This window comes from Mesorhizobium sp. WSM4840 (assembly GCF_055811755.1).
In genome coordinates this window covers 1-13,072 of the sequence record NZ_JBVVQD010000040.1, presented here as the reverse complement: position 1 = coordinate 13,072, position 13,072 = coordinate 1, and the positions used below count along the sequence as shown (strand labels likewise).

16 protein-coding genes and 1 pseudogene are annotated in these 13,072 nt (G+C 63.4%); 9 read left to right on the top strand and 8 right to left on the bottom strand.

Going from position 1 to position 13,072, the window contains the following annotated elements:
* Positions 1-32: 32 nt before the first annotated feature.
* Positions 33-542, top strand: a complete 510-nt coding sequence (locus AC0L3I_RS32495) for a DUF1801 domain-containing protein (RefSeq protein WP_473529641.1) — start codon at positions 33-35, stop codon at positions 540-542.
* Positions 543-555: 13 nt separating this feature from the next.
* Here AC0L3I_RS32495 and AC0L3I_RS32490 read toward each other — a convergent pair whose 3' ends face one another.
* A complete protein-coding gene (locus tag AC0L3I_RS32490; RefSeq protein ID WP_473489203.1) occupies positions 556-1,446 on the bottom strand; it encodes an arginase family protein in 891 nt (296 codons plus the stop codon).
* A gap of 173 nt (positions 1,447-1,619) precedes the next feature.
* Between AC0L3I_RS32490 and AC0L3I_RS32485 the strand changes: the two genes are divergently transcribed.
* Positions 1,620-2,075 carry a DUF1801 domain-containing protein gene (locus AC0L3I_RS32485; RefSeq protein ID WP_473489204.1) on the top strand — a complete coding sequence of 152 codons (456 nt, stop codon included), beginning with the start codon at positions 1,620-1,622 and terminating at the stop codon, positions 2,073-2,075.
* An 81-nt stretch (positions 2,076-2,156) separates the two neighbouring features.
* Here the strand turns inward: AC0L3I_RS32485 and AC0L3I_RS32480 are convergent, their stop codons facing one another.
* A complete protein-coding gene (locus tag AC0L3I_RS32480; protein ID WP_292163708.1) occupies positions 2,157-2,606 on the bottom strand; it encodes a GatB/YqeY domain-containing protein in 450 nt (149 codons plus the stop codon).
* Positions 2,607-2,883: 277 nt separating this feature from the next.
* Between AC0L3I_RS32480 and carA the strand changes: the two genes are divergently transcribed.
* The 3 genes from carA to AC0L3I_RS32465 all read left to right on the top strand — a co-directional run bounded on the left by carA (position 2,884) and on the right by AC0L3I_RS32465 (position 4,819).
* A complete protein-coding gene (gene carA, locus AC0L3I_RS32475; protein ID WP_473529640.1) occupies positions 2,884-4,098 on the top strand; it encodes a glutamine-hydrolyzing carbamoyl-phosphate synthase small subunit in 1,215 nt (404 codons plus the stop codon).
* A gap of 71 nt (positions 4,099-4,169) precedes the next feature.
* The gene (locus AC0L3I_RS32470; protein ID WP_473489206.1) at positions 4,170-4,421 is read left to right on the top strand and encodes a type II toxin-antitoxin system RelE family toxin; all 252 of its coding nucleotides are present in this window, start codon (positions 4,170-4,172) and stop codon (positions 4,419-4,421) included.
* A 14-nt stretch (positions 4,422-4,435) separates the two neighbouring features.
* The gene (locus AC0L3I_RS32465; protein WP_473489207.1) at positions 4,436-4,819 is read left to right on the top strand and encodes a helix-turn-helix transcriptional regulator; all 384 of its coding nucleotides are present in this window, start codon (positions 4,436-4,438) and stop codon (positions 4,817-4,819) included.
* Positions 4,820-4,831: 12 nt separating this feature from the next.
* On the opposite strand, the gene AC0L3I_RS32460 is transcribed toward AC0L3I_RS32465, so the two are convergent.
* From AC0L3I_RS32460 to AC0L3I_RS32445, 4 genes and pseudogenes are all read right to left on the bottom strand, one after another.
* Positions 4,832-6,082: a TCR/Tet family MFS transporter gene (locus AC0L3I_RS32460; RefSeq protein WP_473529639.1), complete on the bottom strand. Its 1,251-nt coding sequence runs from the start codon at positions 6,080-6,082 to the stop codon at positions 4,832-4,834.
* A 192-nt stretch (positions 6,083-6,274) separates the two neighbouring features.
* Positions 6,275-7,210: a KPN_02809 family neutral zinc metallopeptidase gene (gene ypfJ, locus AC0L3I_RS32455; protein ID WP_473529638.1), complete on the bottom strand. Its 936-nt coding sequence runs from the start codon at positions 7,208-7,210 to the stop codon at positions 6,275-6,277.
* A 200-nt stretch (positions 7,211-7,410) separates the two neighbouring features.
* Positions 7,411-7,599 (bottom strand): hypothetical protein, encoded by a 189-nt coding sequence (locus tag AC0L3I_RS32450; RefSeq protein WP_123148374.1) that lies wholly within the window; start codon positions 7,597-7,599, stop codon positions 7,411-7,413.
* Positions 7,600-7,695: 96 nt separating this feature from the next.
* Positions 7,696-7,779: pseudogene (locus tag AC0L3I_RS32445) on the bottom strand (manganese-binding transcriptional regulator MntR); the annotation flags it as partial.
* 31 nt (positions 7,780-7,810) lie between these two features.
* Here AC0L3I_RS32445 and AC0L3I_RS32440 point away from each other — a divergent pair.
* Positions 7,811-8,650, top strand: a complete 840-nt coding sequence (locus AC0L3I_RS32440; RefSeq protein WP_473489210.1) for a protein-L-isoaspartate O-methyltransferase family protein — start codon at positions 7,811-7,813, stop codon at positions 8,648-8,650.
* Between the two features lie 147 nt (positions 8,651-8,797).
* Positions 8,798-9,451, top strand: a complete 654-nt coding sequence (locus tag AC0L3I_RS32435) for a dihydrofolate reductase family protein (protein ID WP_473529637.1) — start codon at positions 8,798-8,800, stop codon at positions 9,449-9,451.
* Positions 9,452-9,525: 74 nt separating this feature from the next.
* Here the strand turns inward: AC0L3I_RS32435 and AC0L3I_RS32430 are convergent, their stop codons facing one another.
* Complete coding sequence (locus AC0L3I_RS32430) at positions 9,526-10,395, bottom strand: LysR family transcriptional regulator (protein ID WP_473529636.1); 870 nt, start codon at positions 10,393-10,395, stop codon at positions 9,526-9,528.
* A 96-nt stretch (positions 10,396-10,491) separates the two neighbouring features.
* On the opposite strand from AC0L3I_RS32430, the gene AC0L3I_RS32425 reads away from it, so the two are divergent.
* A complete protein-coding gene (locus AC0L3I_RS32425; protein WP_473489213.1) occupies positions 10,492-11,091 on the top strand; it encodes a LysE family translocator in 600 nt (199 codons plus the stop codon).
* A 162-nt stretch (positions 11,092-11,253) separates the two neighbouring features.
* On the opposite strand, the gene AC0L3I_RS32420 is transcribed toward AC0L3I_RS32425, so the two are convergent.
* Positions 11,254-12,432, bottom strand: a complete 1,179-nt coding sequence (locus AC0L3I_RS32420; protein ID WP_473489214.1) for an MFS transporter — start codon at positions 12,430-12,432, stop codon at positions 11,254-11,256.
* 195 nt (positions 12,433-12,627) lie between these two features.
* On the opposite strand from AC0L3I_RS32420, the gene AC0L3I_RS32415 reads away from it, so the two are divergent.
* Positions 12,628-12,984 carry an ArsR/SmtB family transcription factor gene (locus AC0L3I_RS32415; RefSeq protein WP_473489215.1) on the top strand — a complete coding sequence of 119 codons (357 nt, stop codon included), beginning with the start codon at positions 12,628-12,630 and terminating at the stop codon, positions 12,982-12,984.
* The last annotated feature ends 88 nt before the right edge of the window (positions 12,985-13,072 follow it).

The following is a 13,072-nucleotide window of genomic DNA, read 5'->3' as shown; positions in this document are numbered from 1 at the left end:
TCGACTACACACTACCACTTGGAGTGAACCCAATGGCCGGCAACACGTCCGAGAAATCGGCGAAGGCCGTCGCCGAGCGGGCCGCTACGAAGGCGACCAAACCGCGCAAGGCGACGCCGAAGCCGCAGTCCGGCAAGGCCGCGAAGCCGACCCTCCTCGCAGGCGGCAACCCCCAGATCGCGAAGGCCGAAGGCGACGCTCCCGTGCAGGCCTACATCGCGGCCATGCCGGGCTGGAAAAGCGACATCGGGCGCCGTCTCGACGCGATCATCGAGCGCACCGTGCCGGGCGTGCACAAGGCAGTCAAATGGAACTCGCCGTTTTACGGCATCGAAGGCCAGGGCTGGTTCCTGTCGCTCCACGTCTTCACCCGCTACGTCAAAGTGACCTTCTTCCGAGGCACGTCGCTGCGTCCTCTTCCTCTCGGCGAGTCCAAGCACAAGGAAGTGCGCTATCTCGATATTTATGAGGACCAGCTCGACGAAGCTCAGTTCGCCGCTTGGGTGAAGCAAGCCAGCCAATTGCCAGGCGAACGACTGTGAGATGCATCGCGAATTAGCCAAGGGCGTCCGCAAGAACCTCATTCAAGCGTGCAAACGCGGTGGGCTCGTCTGGCGCATGGGCCGGATTAACTTCTGTGACGGTCAGGCCGCGCCATTGCTGCAGGGCGGTCAACTGCTTTAGCACGAAGGCGGCTTGCTCCAGTTTGAGACCGTCGCAACGGCGCACATTCTCAGCAATCGGGAAATCGATAAAGGAGAGCACATCGACATCGAAGTGAATAAGCACGCAGTCAAAGCGCGCCGCCCATTCGGCCGCGCGCGCCGCCGCCGCCTCGATATCACTCAAAGCCTCCTCACGCGATATAACCTTGACCGCATTATCTCTGATGGCGGCGGCTTCGGGCGGAGTGATATTCTCGACGCCGAAATAGAGGAGCTGCTGAGGCACGAGCATCGGACGGGTTGGGCCGAGCCCGGCGAGCGAAGGCTCGCGTCCCGGGATGTCGAGCAGATGAGCGACACCAGTCCAGTCCAAGGCGCCGTCGCTCGTGTCAGGTGTGTTGAGATCGGCGTCAAAGTCTATGTAGACGAGTCCGATCCGCGCGCCGGCCGCGTTCGCTCCAGCGACCGTTCCCAGCTCCACAGTACAATCGCCGCCTAAGACGAGCACGTCTTCCTGCGCTGCAATCGCCGTCGCCACGTGGCTTGCGACCAAGTCACAGGCCCCGCGCACGGCCTCCAGGTTCATGGCCTGCGGCCGCGAGGGATCCGGCCGCCACCGGAACGATGCAACATCGCCATGGTCCCTGACGGCTCTGCCTCGGCTCGCGAGCGCTTCTGCGAGCCCATGTCGCCGAAACGCCGCGGGGGCTCGTTCCTGCCCCGGCGAATAGGCGCCGGCGCTGGTGGCGGCGCCGATAATGTTCAACAGACGCGCCGCCAAAATCGAAGCTCCATTTTCGTATGATCCTCGTTGCAAAACGGGTCTGGAGGGAGGAAGGTTCCTCCTCGACGTCGAGAGTTTGTCGCCCGCGCCGGAAGGGCAAACGGCTTGCCGCATTGATGCCGTCGTGAGACGCCGGACGCCGAACGTTCTCAAAGCCACTGGGACCAATCATGACCAAAGCGACAACAGCCATGAAGAAGAGCGGCTCGATGGAAGGAGCAGGAGGAGACACTCCCTCTCAGTTGATAGATGCGAGAATCAACGAGCTGAGCGATTGGCGGGGCGAGATGCTCGCTCGGGTCAGAACCCTCATCAAGCAGGCCGATCCCGAAGTGGTCGAGGAGTGGAAGTGGAGAGGGGTTCCGGTGTGGGAGCACGCCGGAATAATCTGCACCGGTGAGACGTACAAGAATGTCGTCAAGATGACCTTCGCCAAGGGCGCCTCGCTGGAGGATCCTTCAGGCCTCTTCAACTCCAGCCTCGAAGGCAACACCAGGCGCGCTATCGATATCCATGAGGGCGACAAGATCGATGAAGAGGCGTTGAAGGCGCTCATTCGCGGCGCCGTGGCACTGAACATGTCGGGGCGAGCTACCGCCCGCTCTCAGAAACCAAAGGGCGCTTGAGGATCATCAACAACCGGCCAGCGCTGCTCCTTGCGGCCGCCTCCTTCACGGCCTTGAGCATCGCTGCAGCCGGGAAAATCCCTACTGCAGCAGTCCCTTGACGATGCCGCTCGCCTTGGAGAAATCCATCTGGCCCGCGTATTTCTCCTTGAGTGCAGCCATCACCTTGCCCATGTCCTTGACGCCGCTGGCACCGGTCTCGGCGATGGCGGCGCGGATCGCCGTTTCGGTTTCTGCCTGACCCAGTTGCGTCGGCAGGAAATCGCGGATGATGGCCATCTCGTCGCGCTCCTGCGCGGCAAGCTCCGGCCGCTTGCCGTCGTCGAAAGCCTTGGCCGACTCCTCGCGCTGCTTTACCATCTTGGCCAGGATCTGCAGGATCTCGTCATCGCTGGCCGGTTCTTTGCCGGCGCCGCGATTGGCGATGTCGCGATCGTGAATGGCCGCCTGGATCAGCCGCAATGTCGGCAGCCGGCGCTTGTCCTGCGCCTTCATCGCGCTCTTCAGGGATTCGGCGATTTTGCCGCGCATGATGCTTTCTCCTTCGAATGCGACGAACAATAGCCGTGCCGAAACCCCAAGGCAATTCGACGCCGCCCGGCAAACTGCTGATATTGTTCGACGAAATAAATCGCGCCTGCGGGCGTAGCGTCATTGACCGCTCTGGCGCCTTCCCCTATGTACTGGGCCTTGCATGAACTGAATTTTTGTTGCGCGCGCTGGCTGCGAAATCGCCGCTGCGCGCGGTTTGCTGCGCACAATGGTTCGCCGGACCGATTGAAGGGCGCAGCCTTTTAGGAGTGCCGCCATGGCAACGATGACCGCCGCGTCGACCCCCCCTTGGGCCACCGAGAAGCCGACCGCCTTGCTGGTGCTGGCCGACGGCACCGTCATCGAGGGCCGCGGCCTTGGCGCCACCGGCTCCGCCGTCGCCGAGGTTTGCTTCAACACCGCGCTGACAGGCTATCAGGAAATCCTCACCGACCCGTCCTACGCCGGCCAGATCGTCACCTTCACCTTTCCGCATATCGGCAATATCGGCACCAATGACGAGGACATCGAGGATCTCAATCCGGTTGCCCGCGCCGGCGCCGTCGGCGCCGTGTTCAAGGCCGATGTCACCAACCCGTCCAGCTATCGCGCCGCAGCTGGTCTCGACCAATGGCTGAAGAAACGCGGCATCGTCGCGCTTTCGGGCATCGACACCCGTGCGCTGACCGCGCTGATCCGTGAAAAGGGCATGCCCAACGCCGTCATCGCGCATGCGCCCGACCGCATGTTCGACATCGATGATCTGAAGCGCCGCGCCGCCGCCTGGTCCGGCTTGATCGGGCTTGACCTGGCCAAGGACGTCACTTCCGGCCAGTCCTCGGTCTGGCGCGAGACGCCCTGGGTCTGGGACGAGGGCTTTGGCGAACAGATCGATCCGTCCATGCACGTCGTCGCCATCGACTACGGCGTCAAGCGCAACATATTGCGCCTGCTTGCCGGTCTCGGCGCCAAGGTCACCGTAGTGCCGGCCAACACCGGCGCCGTGGAGATCCTCGCCATGCGGCCCGACGGCATCTTTCTTTCCAACGGTCCCGGCGACCCGGAAGCCACCGGCGACTATGCCGTTCCGGTCATCCAGGACCTGCTGAAGACCGACATTCCGGTCTTCGGCATCTGCCTCGGCCATCAGATGCTGGCGCTGGCGCTGGGCGGCAAGACCGCCAAAATGCATCAGGGCCATCACGGCGCCAACCATCCGGTCAAGGATCACACCACCGGCAAGGTCGAGATCGTCTCGATGAACCACGGCTTTGCCGTCGATGCCGACTCGTTGCCCACGGGCGTCGAAGAAACCCATGTCTCGCTGTTCGACGGCTCGAACTGCGGCATCACGCTGACAGGAAGGCCGGTGTTCTCGGTCCAGCATCATCCCGAAGCCTCGCCCGGCCCGCAGGATTCGCACTATCTGTTCCGCCGCTTCGTCAACCTCATCCGCGAAAAGCGCGGCGAGCCGGTGCTGGCAGAGCGCTGACTATCTGTACGCGAGAAGCCTTGGCAATAATATCGCTTAACTTTCCGCGATAAATCTGCGATATCATCACCGTGAAGACGATCATCCTCTCGGTGTCGGCGGCTCGCGATCTCGACAACCTGCCGGCCGATGTCCGCGAGCAGATCGCCGAAGGCCTGATCTCCTATGCCGTCAGCGGGCGGGGAGATATCAAGCGCCTTGCTGGCAGGGACGGCTACAGACTGCGGATCGGTCGCTACCGCGTCATATTCGATGAAGACCGCACGACGATCCTCGCGATCTATATCGGCAAACGCAAAACGACAACCTACCGTCGGTCATAGCAGGACAGGACACCATGAACGCCCCGCAAATCATAAAGACGCCAACCGGAGAAGAGCTGGTCGTTATCCCAAAGGCGGACTACGAGGCTCTGTTGCATGCGGCCGAAGAGGCTCTTGAAGACGCTGCGGATGTGGCGATTTACGACGAGCGAAAGGCTAGTCTCAAAACGGAAAAACCCCTGCCTGCGGATGTGACCATGGAAATTCTGCGGGGCTCCAGCCGGCTCAAGGCGCTGCGCAACTGGCGGCGCCTGACGCAGGCCGAATTGGCGACCACGGTCGGTGTCAGCCAGGGTTTTCTGTCGGATCTTGAATCCAATCGCCGTAAGCCATCGGCGCAGACCAGCGCGATGCTGGCGAAGGCACTGGATATTCCGGGCGAATGGATTGAATCCTAGTGAGCATGGCCCTTAGGCCACCGTCGCCGTCGTGACGTCTTTCACCGCGACTGGCCTTTCGACCCTGAGCACGAATGCGATCAGCGACAGAGTGAGAAAGATACCGCCGAGCACGAAGGGCGCGCCGCCGAACGCCACCGGCGCGCTTGGCCCGGTGAACCAGGCGAAGATTCCCGTATAAAGCAACGGCGTGATGATGCTGGTGATCGAAAACACGCTCGTCATCGCACCCTGCAATTCGCCTTGCGCGGAGGGCGGCACCTTGGCCGCCGCCAGGCTCCGCAGCGGCGGGTCGGCCAGCGCCTCGAGGCAGGTCGCCACGATCACCGCATAGATCATCCAGCCCTTCCATGCCGCGGCATAGCCGAAGGCGGCGAGCGCGGTAAAAGCAAGGCCGATGGCAGCGGTCCGCCATTCGCCGAGCCGTGGAATGACGCGCGGCAGGACAAAACCCATCACCAGTGCGCCGCCGAGGCCGAAGACGCCGAGCGAGAAGCCGATCTGCTGTTCGCTCCAGCCGTAGCGATAGCTGCCGACGAACGACCACACGGCAGGGTACATCATGTGGCCGAGCGTCATCAGGAAGAACACCAGCCCGATCCAGCCGATGCCATGATAGTTGCGCATCTGCTTCAGGGCGCCGAGAGGATTGGCGCGGCGCCACTCGAATCGCCGACGGTGGTGCTGCTCCAGGGTTTCCGGCAGGAAGAACCAGCCAACGATGAAGTTGATGAGAGCAAGCACCGCCGCGCCCCAGAACGGCACCCGCGGCCCGAACTCGCCAAGCAACCCGCCCAGCACCGGGCCGATGATGAAACCGACACCGAAGGCGATGCCAAGCAGGCCGAAATTCTTCGCCCTGTTCTTGTCGGTGCTGACATCAGCGATGAAGGCGGAGGCAGTCGAATAGCTGGCGCCGCTGATGCCGGCCAGCACCCGGCCGATGAACAGGACCGAATACGACCAGGCCACCGCGCAGATCAGATTGTCGATGGCGAAGGTCAGCACCGAGGCCAGCAGGATCGGGCGCCGGCCAAAGCGGTCGCTGAGATTGCCGACCAGCGGCGCGAACAGGAACTGCATGGCCGCGTAGACGAAGAACAGCCAGCCGCCTTCGATTGCCGCTTCGCTGACGCCGACGCCAGTCAGCTCCTGCAGATAGGCCGGCAGCACCGGCATGATGATGCCGATGCCGGTGATGTCGAGCAGCAGCGTGGTGAAAACAAGCGCAAGACCCCGCCTGGCGGTTTTGGCTTCGATCATGACGGTATCGACTCCCGGAGCCGCCTCGGAGCGAAGGCGAAAGGGCTCGTTATAGGCGAGTCAGCCGCTCAGAACAATAAGGGAACACGCCAGGAATTTTTATCCTGACATCAACTGTCGACATGAATGCGGCCACAACCCTGCATAACCGCCGGCGCTTCAACGGTCATTCGACAGGAAGGTCCGAGCACCTCAGATCGGAGTTTTGAACGTGTCGCAGTCCGAAAGCTTGCCGCTCCTGTAGCCGCGCGCCAGCCAGGTCTGCCGCTGCTGCGAGGTGCCATGATTGAAGCTTTCCGGCACGACATAGCCCTGCATCTTCTTCTGCATCGTGTCGTCGCCGATCTGCTGGGCGGCGTTCAGCGCCTCGTCCATGTCGCCCTGCTCCAGGATTCCCTTCTGCCCGGTGAAATGCGCCCAGACGCCGGCGAAGCAATCGGCCTGAAGCTCGACCTGCACCGACATGTGGTTGGCCTCGGCCTCGCCCATTTGCTGCCGCATCTGATTGAACTTGGGCAGGATACCGGTGATGTTCTGCACATGGTGACCGACCTCATGCGCGATCACATAGGCCTGGGCGAAATCGCCCGAGGCGCCGAATTGCTGGTCGAGTTGCTGGAAGAAAGTGGTGTCGAGATAGACCTTGCGGTCGCCGGGGCAGTAAAACGGGCCGGCCGCGGAAGAGGCGAAGCCGCAAGCCGAACGGATTTGCCCGCTGAACAGAACCAGTTTGGGGTCTTCGTAGGTGAGGCCCTCGGCCTTGAAAAGGCCGGTCCAGGTCTCCTCGGTCTCGGCCAGCACCGTCGAGACGAACTGCTTCATCTCGTCGGAGGCCGGCGCGCCGGTGCCACCGCCCTGTTCTCCGCTGTTGTCGGTGATCTGATCGCCGCCCGGCAGCAAGCCGCCACCGCCGCCGGCCAGGATCTGCAGAGGGTCGATGCCAATGGCCTTCAGCCCGAAATAGAGGATCACGAGAATGATGATGGTCGACAGCGACATCCCACCGCCGGAGCGGCCGCCGACCGGGATGCGGAACCGACCGGGGCCGCCGCCCGGCAGGTTGAACCCGCCGCCCTGGCCGCGTCGGTCCTCGACATTGTCACTTTGACGACGACCCTTCCAGAGCATGGCAACTCTCCGCGACGCGCGTATCGGTAACCTGCCGATCTCATGGCCCGATCCGACCCAACAAACAATTATCTCAATGGTTGCGCCAAGTCACAGTATTTTTCGCATGAAGGGCCGCCGGCTCTGGGGTGGATCGATGCACGACACCCGCGGCTGAGAAGCCTGCCGGCGCCTTTTTTGGTCCGTACTTGGCGTTACGCTCAGATCTTCTGCTTGGTACCCGCGCTCTTGCCGTCCGAGCTCTTCGAGCGCTCCTCGAAGCGGGCCTCACCCTTCTTGAGCGGGCGTCCAGTATCCGCTTCGGTCTTGCGTTCGTCCTTCGCCGCAGCCTGCTTCAATCCCTTGGCCGCTTGCTTGCCCTTCGCTGTCGGTGCCTGTTCAACGCCCATGGTATCCTCCTCGGTCTCGCTCCAATCGCGTGGCACGATCTCAAACGCAGCGGCAACGCGGCGGTTCCGGCAGGACTGTCGGCAATGGCGGTAGACTTAGCGTGTCGCCATCATTGCGTTGCGAAACGCTTCTAGCGTCTCGGCGCCGACATGGTGCTCGATGCCCTCGGCATCGACGCGACAAATCGGCAGTCTGCGCTATCTTGATGCCATGACCGATCTCGCCGATGTGCGCCGCTTTTATGCGCGACTGATGGCTGCCAATGCAGGTTGGGCCGATCCACGTCTCGAAGCAGCTTTCGCCGCGGTGTCGCGCGAAGCCTTTCTCGGGCCTGGGCCGTGGACGGTCGTCGCCGGCAACGGCAAGGTTGAAACGCCGAGTGCCGATCCTGTTCACGTCTATCAGAACGTGCTGGTGTCGCTCGACGCCGACAAGGGCATCAACAATGGCGAGCCGTTCCTGCACGCCATGTGGATCGGCAAAGTGGCGCCAAAACCCGGCGAGACGGTTACCCATGTCGGCGCCGGCACCGGCTACTACACAGCTCTGCTGGCACAGCTGGTTTCGCCGGGCGAAGTCGCCGCCTTCGAACTGGAATCCAGTCTCGCCGACCGCGCGAGAAAGAATCTCGAAGCCTATGGCAATGTGACCGTCATCCATGGCGATGCGGTCATCGGCAGCCTGCCACCGTCCGACATCATCTATGTCAATGCCGGCGTCGCAGCACCCCCGGCCGAGTGGCTGAAGGCGCTGAAGCCGGGCGCCCGCATGGTCTTTCCGTGGCGCCCGGCCGAGCGCGTTGGCCTTGCGGTGATGGTGACCCGCACCCAACAGGGTTTTGCCTGCGACCCGTTCATGCGGTCATGGTTCATCCCTTGCATCGGTGCCTCGGCAGCAACACCCGCAACGAAATTCCCCAATCGCGACAAGGCGGCACGCAGCCGCTCGATCTGGCTGACGGCCGACAAGGCACCGGACCGCACCGCCATTGCCGTCATCGGCGACGTCTGGTTCTCGTCGCAAGATGTTGGCGGCAGGCGGTCGCAATGACGTCGCCGAGGCGAGGCATCCGATGCTTGCCCGTCGCCGGCTGGAGCGCTGGAAGTTTTTTCCGGCCCTGTCGGACAGACGTCCGCTCGCACGTCCTTTGGCCGAAATCCGGCACCGACGGCACGGATAATGAAAAGGGAGAATCCAATGAGGAAGATCATCACTGCGACATTCGTCAGCCTCGACGGCGTCATGCAGGCGCCTGGCGGGCCGGAAGAAGACCCGGTCGGTTGCTTCGAATTCGGTGGCTGGACGTTCCATTACTGGGACGACGTCGGGGGCGCCTTTATCGGTGAGATCTTCGCAAAACCCTTCGCGCTGCTCCTCGGCCGCAAGACCTACGACATCTTCGCCGCGCATTGGCCGTACCAGAAGAGCGGTCCGATCGCCGACAGCTTCAACGCCGCCACCAAATATGTGGCCACCCACCGGCCCGATAGGCTGTCGTGGCAAAACAGCCAGTCGCTGGGCGACGACGTCGTGGCCGCACTGCGCCAGCTCAAGCAGGAGGACGGCCCCGACCTGCTCGTCCAGGGTTCGAGCGAGCTGATCCAGACCTTGCTCGCCAACGACCTTATCGATGAGATCAGCCTGCTGACCTTCCCGCTGGTGCTGGGCAAGGGCAAGCGGCTGTTTGGCAGCGGCGCAATCCCGGCGGCTTTCAAGCTGAACCGCTCACAGGCATCGACCACCGGCGTCATTATGGCGACCTACCAACGCGCCGGTGAGATCAAGACTGGATCCTTCGCCCAGGAACAGCCGTCCGAAGCCGAGATCGAGAGACGCCGAACCTGGAAATAGACGACCGCACAAGCGCGCACCGCGTTAACAACAGGGATGGCCGAGCACCGGCTGTCCCCTTGCTATTTTGCCGATCACGCCGCCTGTTGCCGCCGGGCCAGTCCGTCGCGGATACACGCGGCAAATTCCCGCGCCGCCGGCCCGACCCCATGCTTCGGCAGATGCAAATTGATCGAGAAATTTGGCAAGGCCGGCAGCTCCGGATCGGCGGCCAGAATATCAAGGTCGGCCGGCACCGTGGAGGCCAGCCAGGTCGTGACGGCCAGATCCGAACGCACAGTCGCCGTCGTCGCGTCGAGGTTGCCGTTCTCGAACACGGTCCGCCATTCCAGCCCGTGCTCGTTGAGCGCCGCCAGCACCGCAGGGCGGAAGGCACAGGTGTCGGCCACCATCGAAACCGGCAAGGGCCGCTTGCGGCGGGCTATGCCGCCTTTGGCGCCGACCCAGACCAGCCGGTCGATGGCGAGACATTCGCCGGCGGACGGACCGACCGGTTCCTCGATTACGGCAAGGTCTATCGTGCCAGCTGCCAATGCCGCCGCAAGCTCCGGCGACGAGGCGCAGACCAGCGAAATCTCGACCTGCGGAAAGGTCTCAGCATAGGTCTTCAGCACCGGCGCAAGCATGGTGCCAACCAGATCATACGGCACGCCGAGCCGCACCTCACCCGCGACCGCGCTGATCGCCATCTCGGCCCAGATCTCGTCATTCAGGGAGAGCAGGCGCTTGCCCTTACCGAACAGTCGCTCCCCGGAACGGGTCAGTCTCAGGCCGCGCCGGTCGCGCTCGAAGAGGCTGCAGCCGAGAACCTCCTCCAGCCGCTTGATCTGCTGGCTGACGGCGCCCTGCGTCAGGTGCAGCGCGTTCGCCGCCGCCGTCATGCTGGCCGTGTCGGCGACGGTGACGAAGGTCCGGATCAGGGCCGTGTCGAGATTGCGGATCATAGTTGCATTATATTCTCTAATGCCAACCATGACAAACATTGCATTTACTGATGCACGCTCATGCTTAGCATGCTGGTTCCCAACAGAGGAAACAGCATGCTTGAGGCCATCCTTCCGCTCGTCCTGTTTGCGCTGGTCTCGACCTCCACGCCCGGCATGGCCACGACCTTGTCGACAGCGTCCGGGGCACAGTTCGGCTTTCGCCGCTCGGTTCCGCTGATGGCCGGCAGTGCGGCCGGCCTAGCCACGGTGGCTGCGGCAGGTGCGGCCGGGCTCGCCGGCCTGTTGGCAGCCGCTCCGTCCCTGCAGCTGGCGATGAAGATAGCCGGATCACTCTATCTGATCTGGCTCGCATGGAAGATCGGCCGCAGCGGTCCACCCAATCTGGACGTGTCCATGTCCAAGCCGAACAGCTTTTTCGGTGGCGCGGGCCTGCAATGGATGAACCCCAAGGGTTGGGCCATGGGTCTGGGAGCGGCGGCATCCTTTACCGCCCTCGCCAACGGACCGCTGCAGCTCGCCTTTCTGCTCGGCACGGTCTTCGGCCTGGCAGCCGCGCTGTCACTGTCGGCGTGGTGCGTGGCGGGCACGCTGCTCGCGCGGTTGCTCAGAACCGAGCGGCAGTGGCGCGTGCTCAACGCCGTGCTTGGGCTGCTGCTGGCCGCCTCGATCATTCCGATGTGGCAGCCAGCATAGATGCTGATGTTCAGGCGGCGTAGCCCAGCAGCGTTTCGAAGACATAGTCGACAAGGAGCAGGCGGCAAGCCTGCGCGCGGCGCTGGATGACATCGCCGCGCTGGATTTTGGTATACCGCCGGCAGCGCCCCTGAGGTCTCGGACGGCCGGCGGTAGCCACACTTACTCCGCCGGCATGGCAATCGCCCGCGCCGCCCGGTGGCTGGCCAGCATGACGCCAAGACCCAGGATCGGGAACACTGCTGCGACCAGGCCGAGATCGGCTGGCGCGCCATAGCGCAGCACCGCGCCACCGACGACGGCGCCCAGCGCCACGCCGAGATAGAGCGCCGACCCGTTGAGCGACAGCACGATGGGCGCGGCGTCGGGCGCCAGCCTGATGATGCGGCTGGCCTGCGCCGGAGGGAAGGCCCAGCCGACGATGCCCCACGGCACCATCATGGCCATCAGCGCCGGCCCGGCGATGCTGTGCGGCAGGAAGGCCGGGATGACCGAAAGCATGACCAGCATGACCGCACTCAGCGCCAGCGACCAGCTGACGGTGCGCGTCGCGCCGAAGCGATCGGCAGCCTGCCCGCCGGCGATGTTGCCGATAACGGCGCCGACGCCGAAGGCAAGCAGCATGCCGGGCAGCGCGATCGGGCTCAAGCCGCCGCCTTCGATGGCTAGCGGCGCGACAAAGGCAAAGACCGTGAAGGCGCCGGTGAGCGCCAGCAGCGTGGTCAGCAGGATCGATGGCACGCCGGGGCGAAGGATTGCGGCCAGCCGCTGCCTGAGCGGCAGCTTGGTGCCGACAATGCCGCGCGGCAGCCGGTACCACAGGATTGCGCCGGCCAGTGCGCCGAGCCCGGCGATGGCAAAGAACGTGCCGCGCCAGCCGGCAACGGTCGCGACAAGCGCGCCGAGCGGTGCGCCGACCGCCACCGCCACCGTAGTGCCGCCGACAACGACGGCAATGGCGCGGGCGCGGTGATGATCATCGACAAGCGCCACGGCCGTCCCCTGCGCCGTCGCCGCAAACAGGCCGGACGACAGCGCCATGACGATGCGCGCGATCAGCAGCAATTCGAAAGAGGAACTCAGCGCCGCCGCCAGATTGCCCAGCACGAAAAACACCAGTGTCCATAAGATGACGCGCCGCCGGTCCCATTCGCCGGTCAGCGTCGCCAGGATCGGCGTGCCGAGCGCATAGGCGAGCGCAAAGGCGGTGATCAGCGCGCCGGCGAGTGGAACGGAGATGGCGGCATCGGCCGCGATGTCGGGCAACAGGCTTGAAATGACGAAACCTTCGGTCGCGATCGTGAAAGACCCGAGCGCAAGCCAGATGAGGCGCTTGTCCATAGCGGCAAATCCTTAGTTCAAAAGTTATTGAACAATTGTACATAATGGGGCATGGTGTCAATGAAGCCACCCGAGAATAGCGGAACTCTCCTGACAGCTCTATGTCAGGACAAGGTGGCAGGAGGTAGAAACTGCGTGCATCCGCCAAGGAGGAGATGCGTTGAAATCGGTCCTGATTGCGCTTAGTTCTCCGGCATGACACTGCCCCACCCCGCCGCCGACCAAATCAGCCTGTCGAACGTTCTTGCCGTGCTCGGCGATCCCACCCGGCTGGCCATTGTGCGCTATCTCGCCAGCAAGGAAGGCGTGCCGCTGAATTGCAGCCAGTTCCTCGATCTCGGTTCGAAGACCAACCTCAGCTACCATCTGGCCAAATTGCGCGAGGCCGGTGTCACCCGCACCGAGGTGGTCGGCACCAGCCGGCTGATCACGCTGCGCCGCGACGATCTCGATGCCCGCTTTCCGGGGCTGCTCGATAGCGTCATTGCCGCTGCCGTCGATGACCCAGCTCTGCCCGCGGTAGGCGCCTCCGAGATCGAAGTCCGCGCCTGAAGCCGTAACTCGTCGTCCGTGAAGAACGCGGAACGCTTTGATTTAATTTAAGATTTTCGCCTGAATTTGGGTTTCGTTTTGCCGGAAA

What these genes read in the sequence shown, in the direction of transcription:
- AC0L3I_RS32415 (WP_473489215.1), top strand. Translation starts at nt 12,628, where the DNA reads ATGACACTGCCCCACCCCGCCGCCGACCAAATCAGCCTGTCGAACGTT.
- AC0L3I_RS32420 (WP_473489214.1), bottom strand. Translation starts at nt 12,432, where the DNA reads ATGGACAAGCGCCTCATCTGGCTTGCGCTCGGGTCTTTCACGATCGCG.
- AC0L3I_RS32430 (WP_473529636.1), bottom strand. Translation starts at nt 10,395, where the DNA reads ATGATCCGCAATCTCGACACGGCCCTGATCCGGACCTTCGTCACCGTC.
- AC0L3I_RS32425 (WP_473489213.1), top strand. Translation starts at nt 10,492, where the DNA reads ATGCTTGAGGCCATCCTTCCGCTCGTCCTGTTTGCGCTGGTCTCGACC.
- AC0L3I_RS32485 (WP_473489204.1), top strand. Translation starts at nt 1,620, where the DNA reads ATGACCAAAGCGACAACAGCCATGAAGAAGAGCGGCTCGATGGAAGGA.
- AC0L3I_RS32450 (WP_123148374.1), bottom strand. Translation starts at nt 7,599, where the DNA reads ATGGGCGTTGAACAGGCACCGACAGCGAAGGGCAAGCAAGCGGCCAAG.
- AC0L3I_RS32460 (WP_473529639.1), bottom strand. Translation starts at nt 6,082, where the DNA reads ATGATCGAAGCCAAAACCGCCAGGCGGGGTCTTGCGCTTGTTTTCACC.
- ypfJ (WP_473529638.1), bottom strand. Translation starts at nt 7,210, where the DNA reads ATGCTCTGGAAGGGTCGTCGTCAAAGTGACAATGTCGAGGACCGACGC.
- carA (WP_473529640.1), top strand. Translation starts at nt 2,884, where the DNA reads ATGGCAACGATGACCGCCGCGTCGACCCCCCCTTGGGCCACCGAGAAG.
- AC0L3I_RS32440 (WP_473489210.1), top strand. Translation starts at nt 7,811, where the DNA reads ATGACCGATCTCGCCGATGTGCGCCGCTTTTATGCGCGACTGATGGCT.
- AC0L3I_RS32465 (WP_473489207.1), top strand. Translation starts at nt 4,436, where the DNA reads ATGAACGCCCCGCAAATCATAAAGACGCCAACCGGAGAAGAGCTGGTC.
- AC0L3I_RS32435 (WP_473529637.1), top strand. Translation starts at nt 8,798, where the DNA reads ATGAGGAAGATCATCACTGCGACATTCGTCAGCCTCGACGGCGTCATG.
- AC0L3I_RS32480 (WP_292163708.1), bottom strand. Translation starts at nt 2,606, where the DNA reads ATGCGCGGCAAAATCGCCGAATCCCTGAAGAGCGCGATGAAGGCGCAG.
- AC0L3I_RS32495 (WP_473529641.1), top strand. Translation starts at nt 33, where the DNA reads ATGGCCGGCAACACGTCCGAGAAATCGGCGAAGGCCGTCGCCGAGCGG.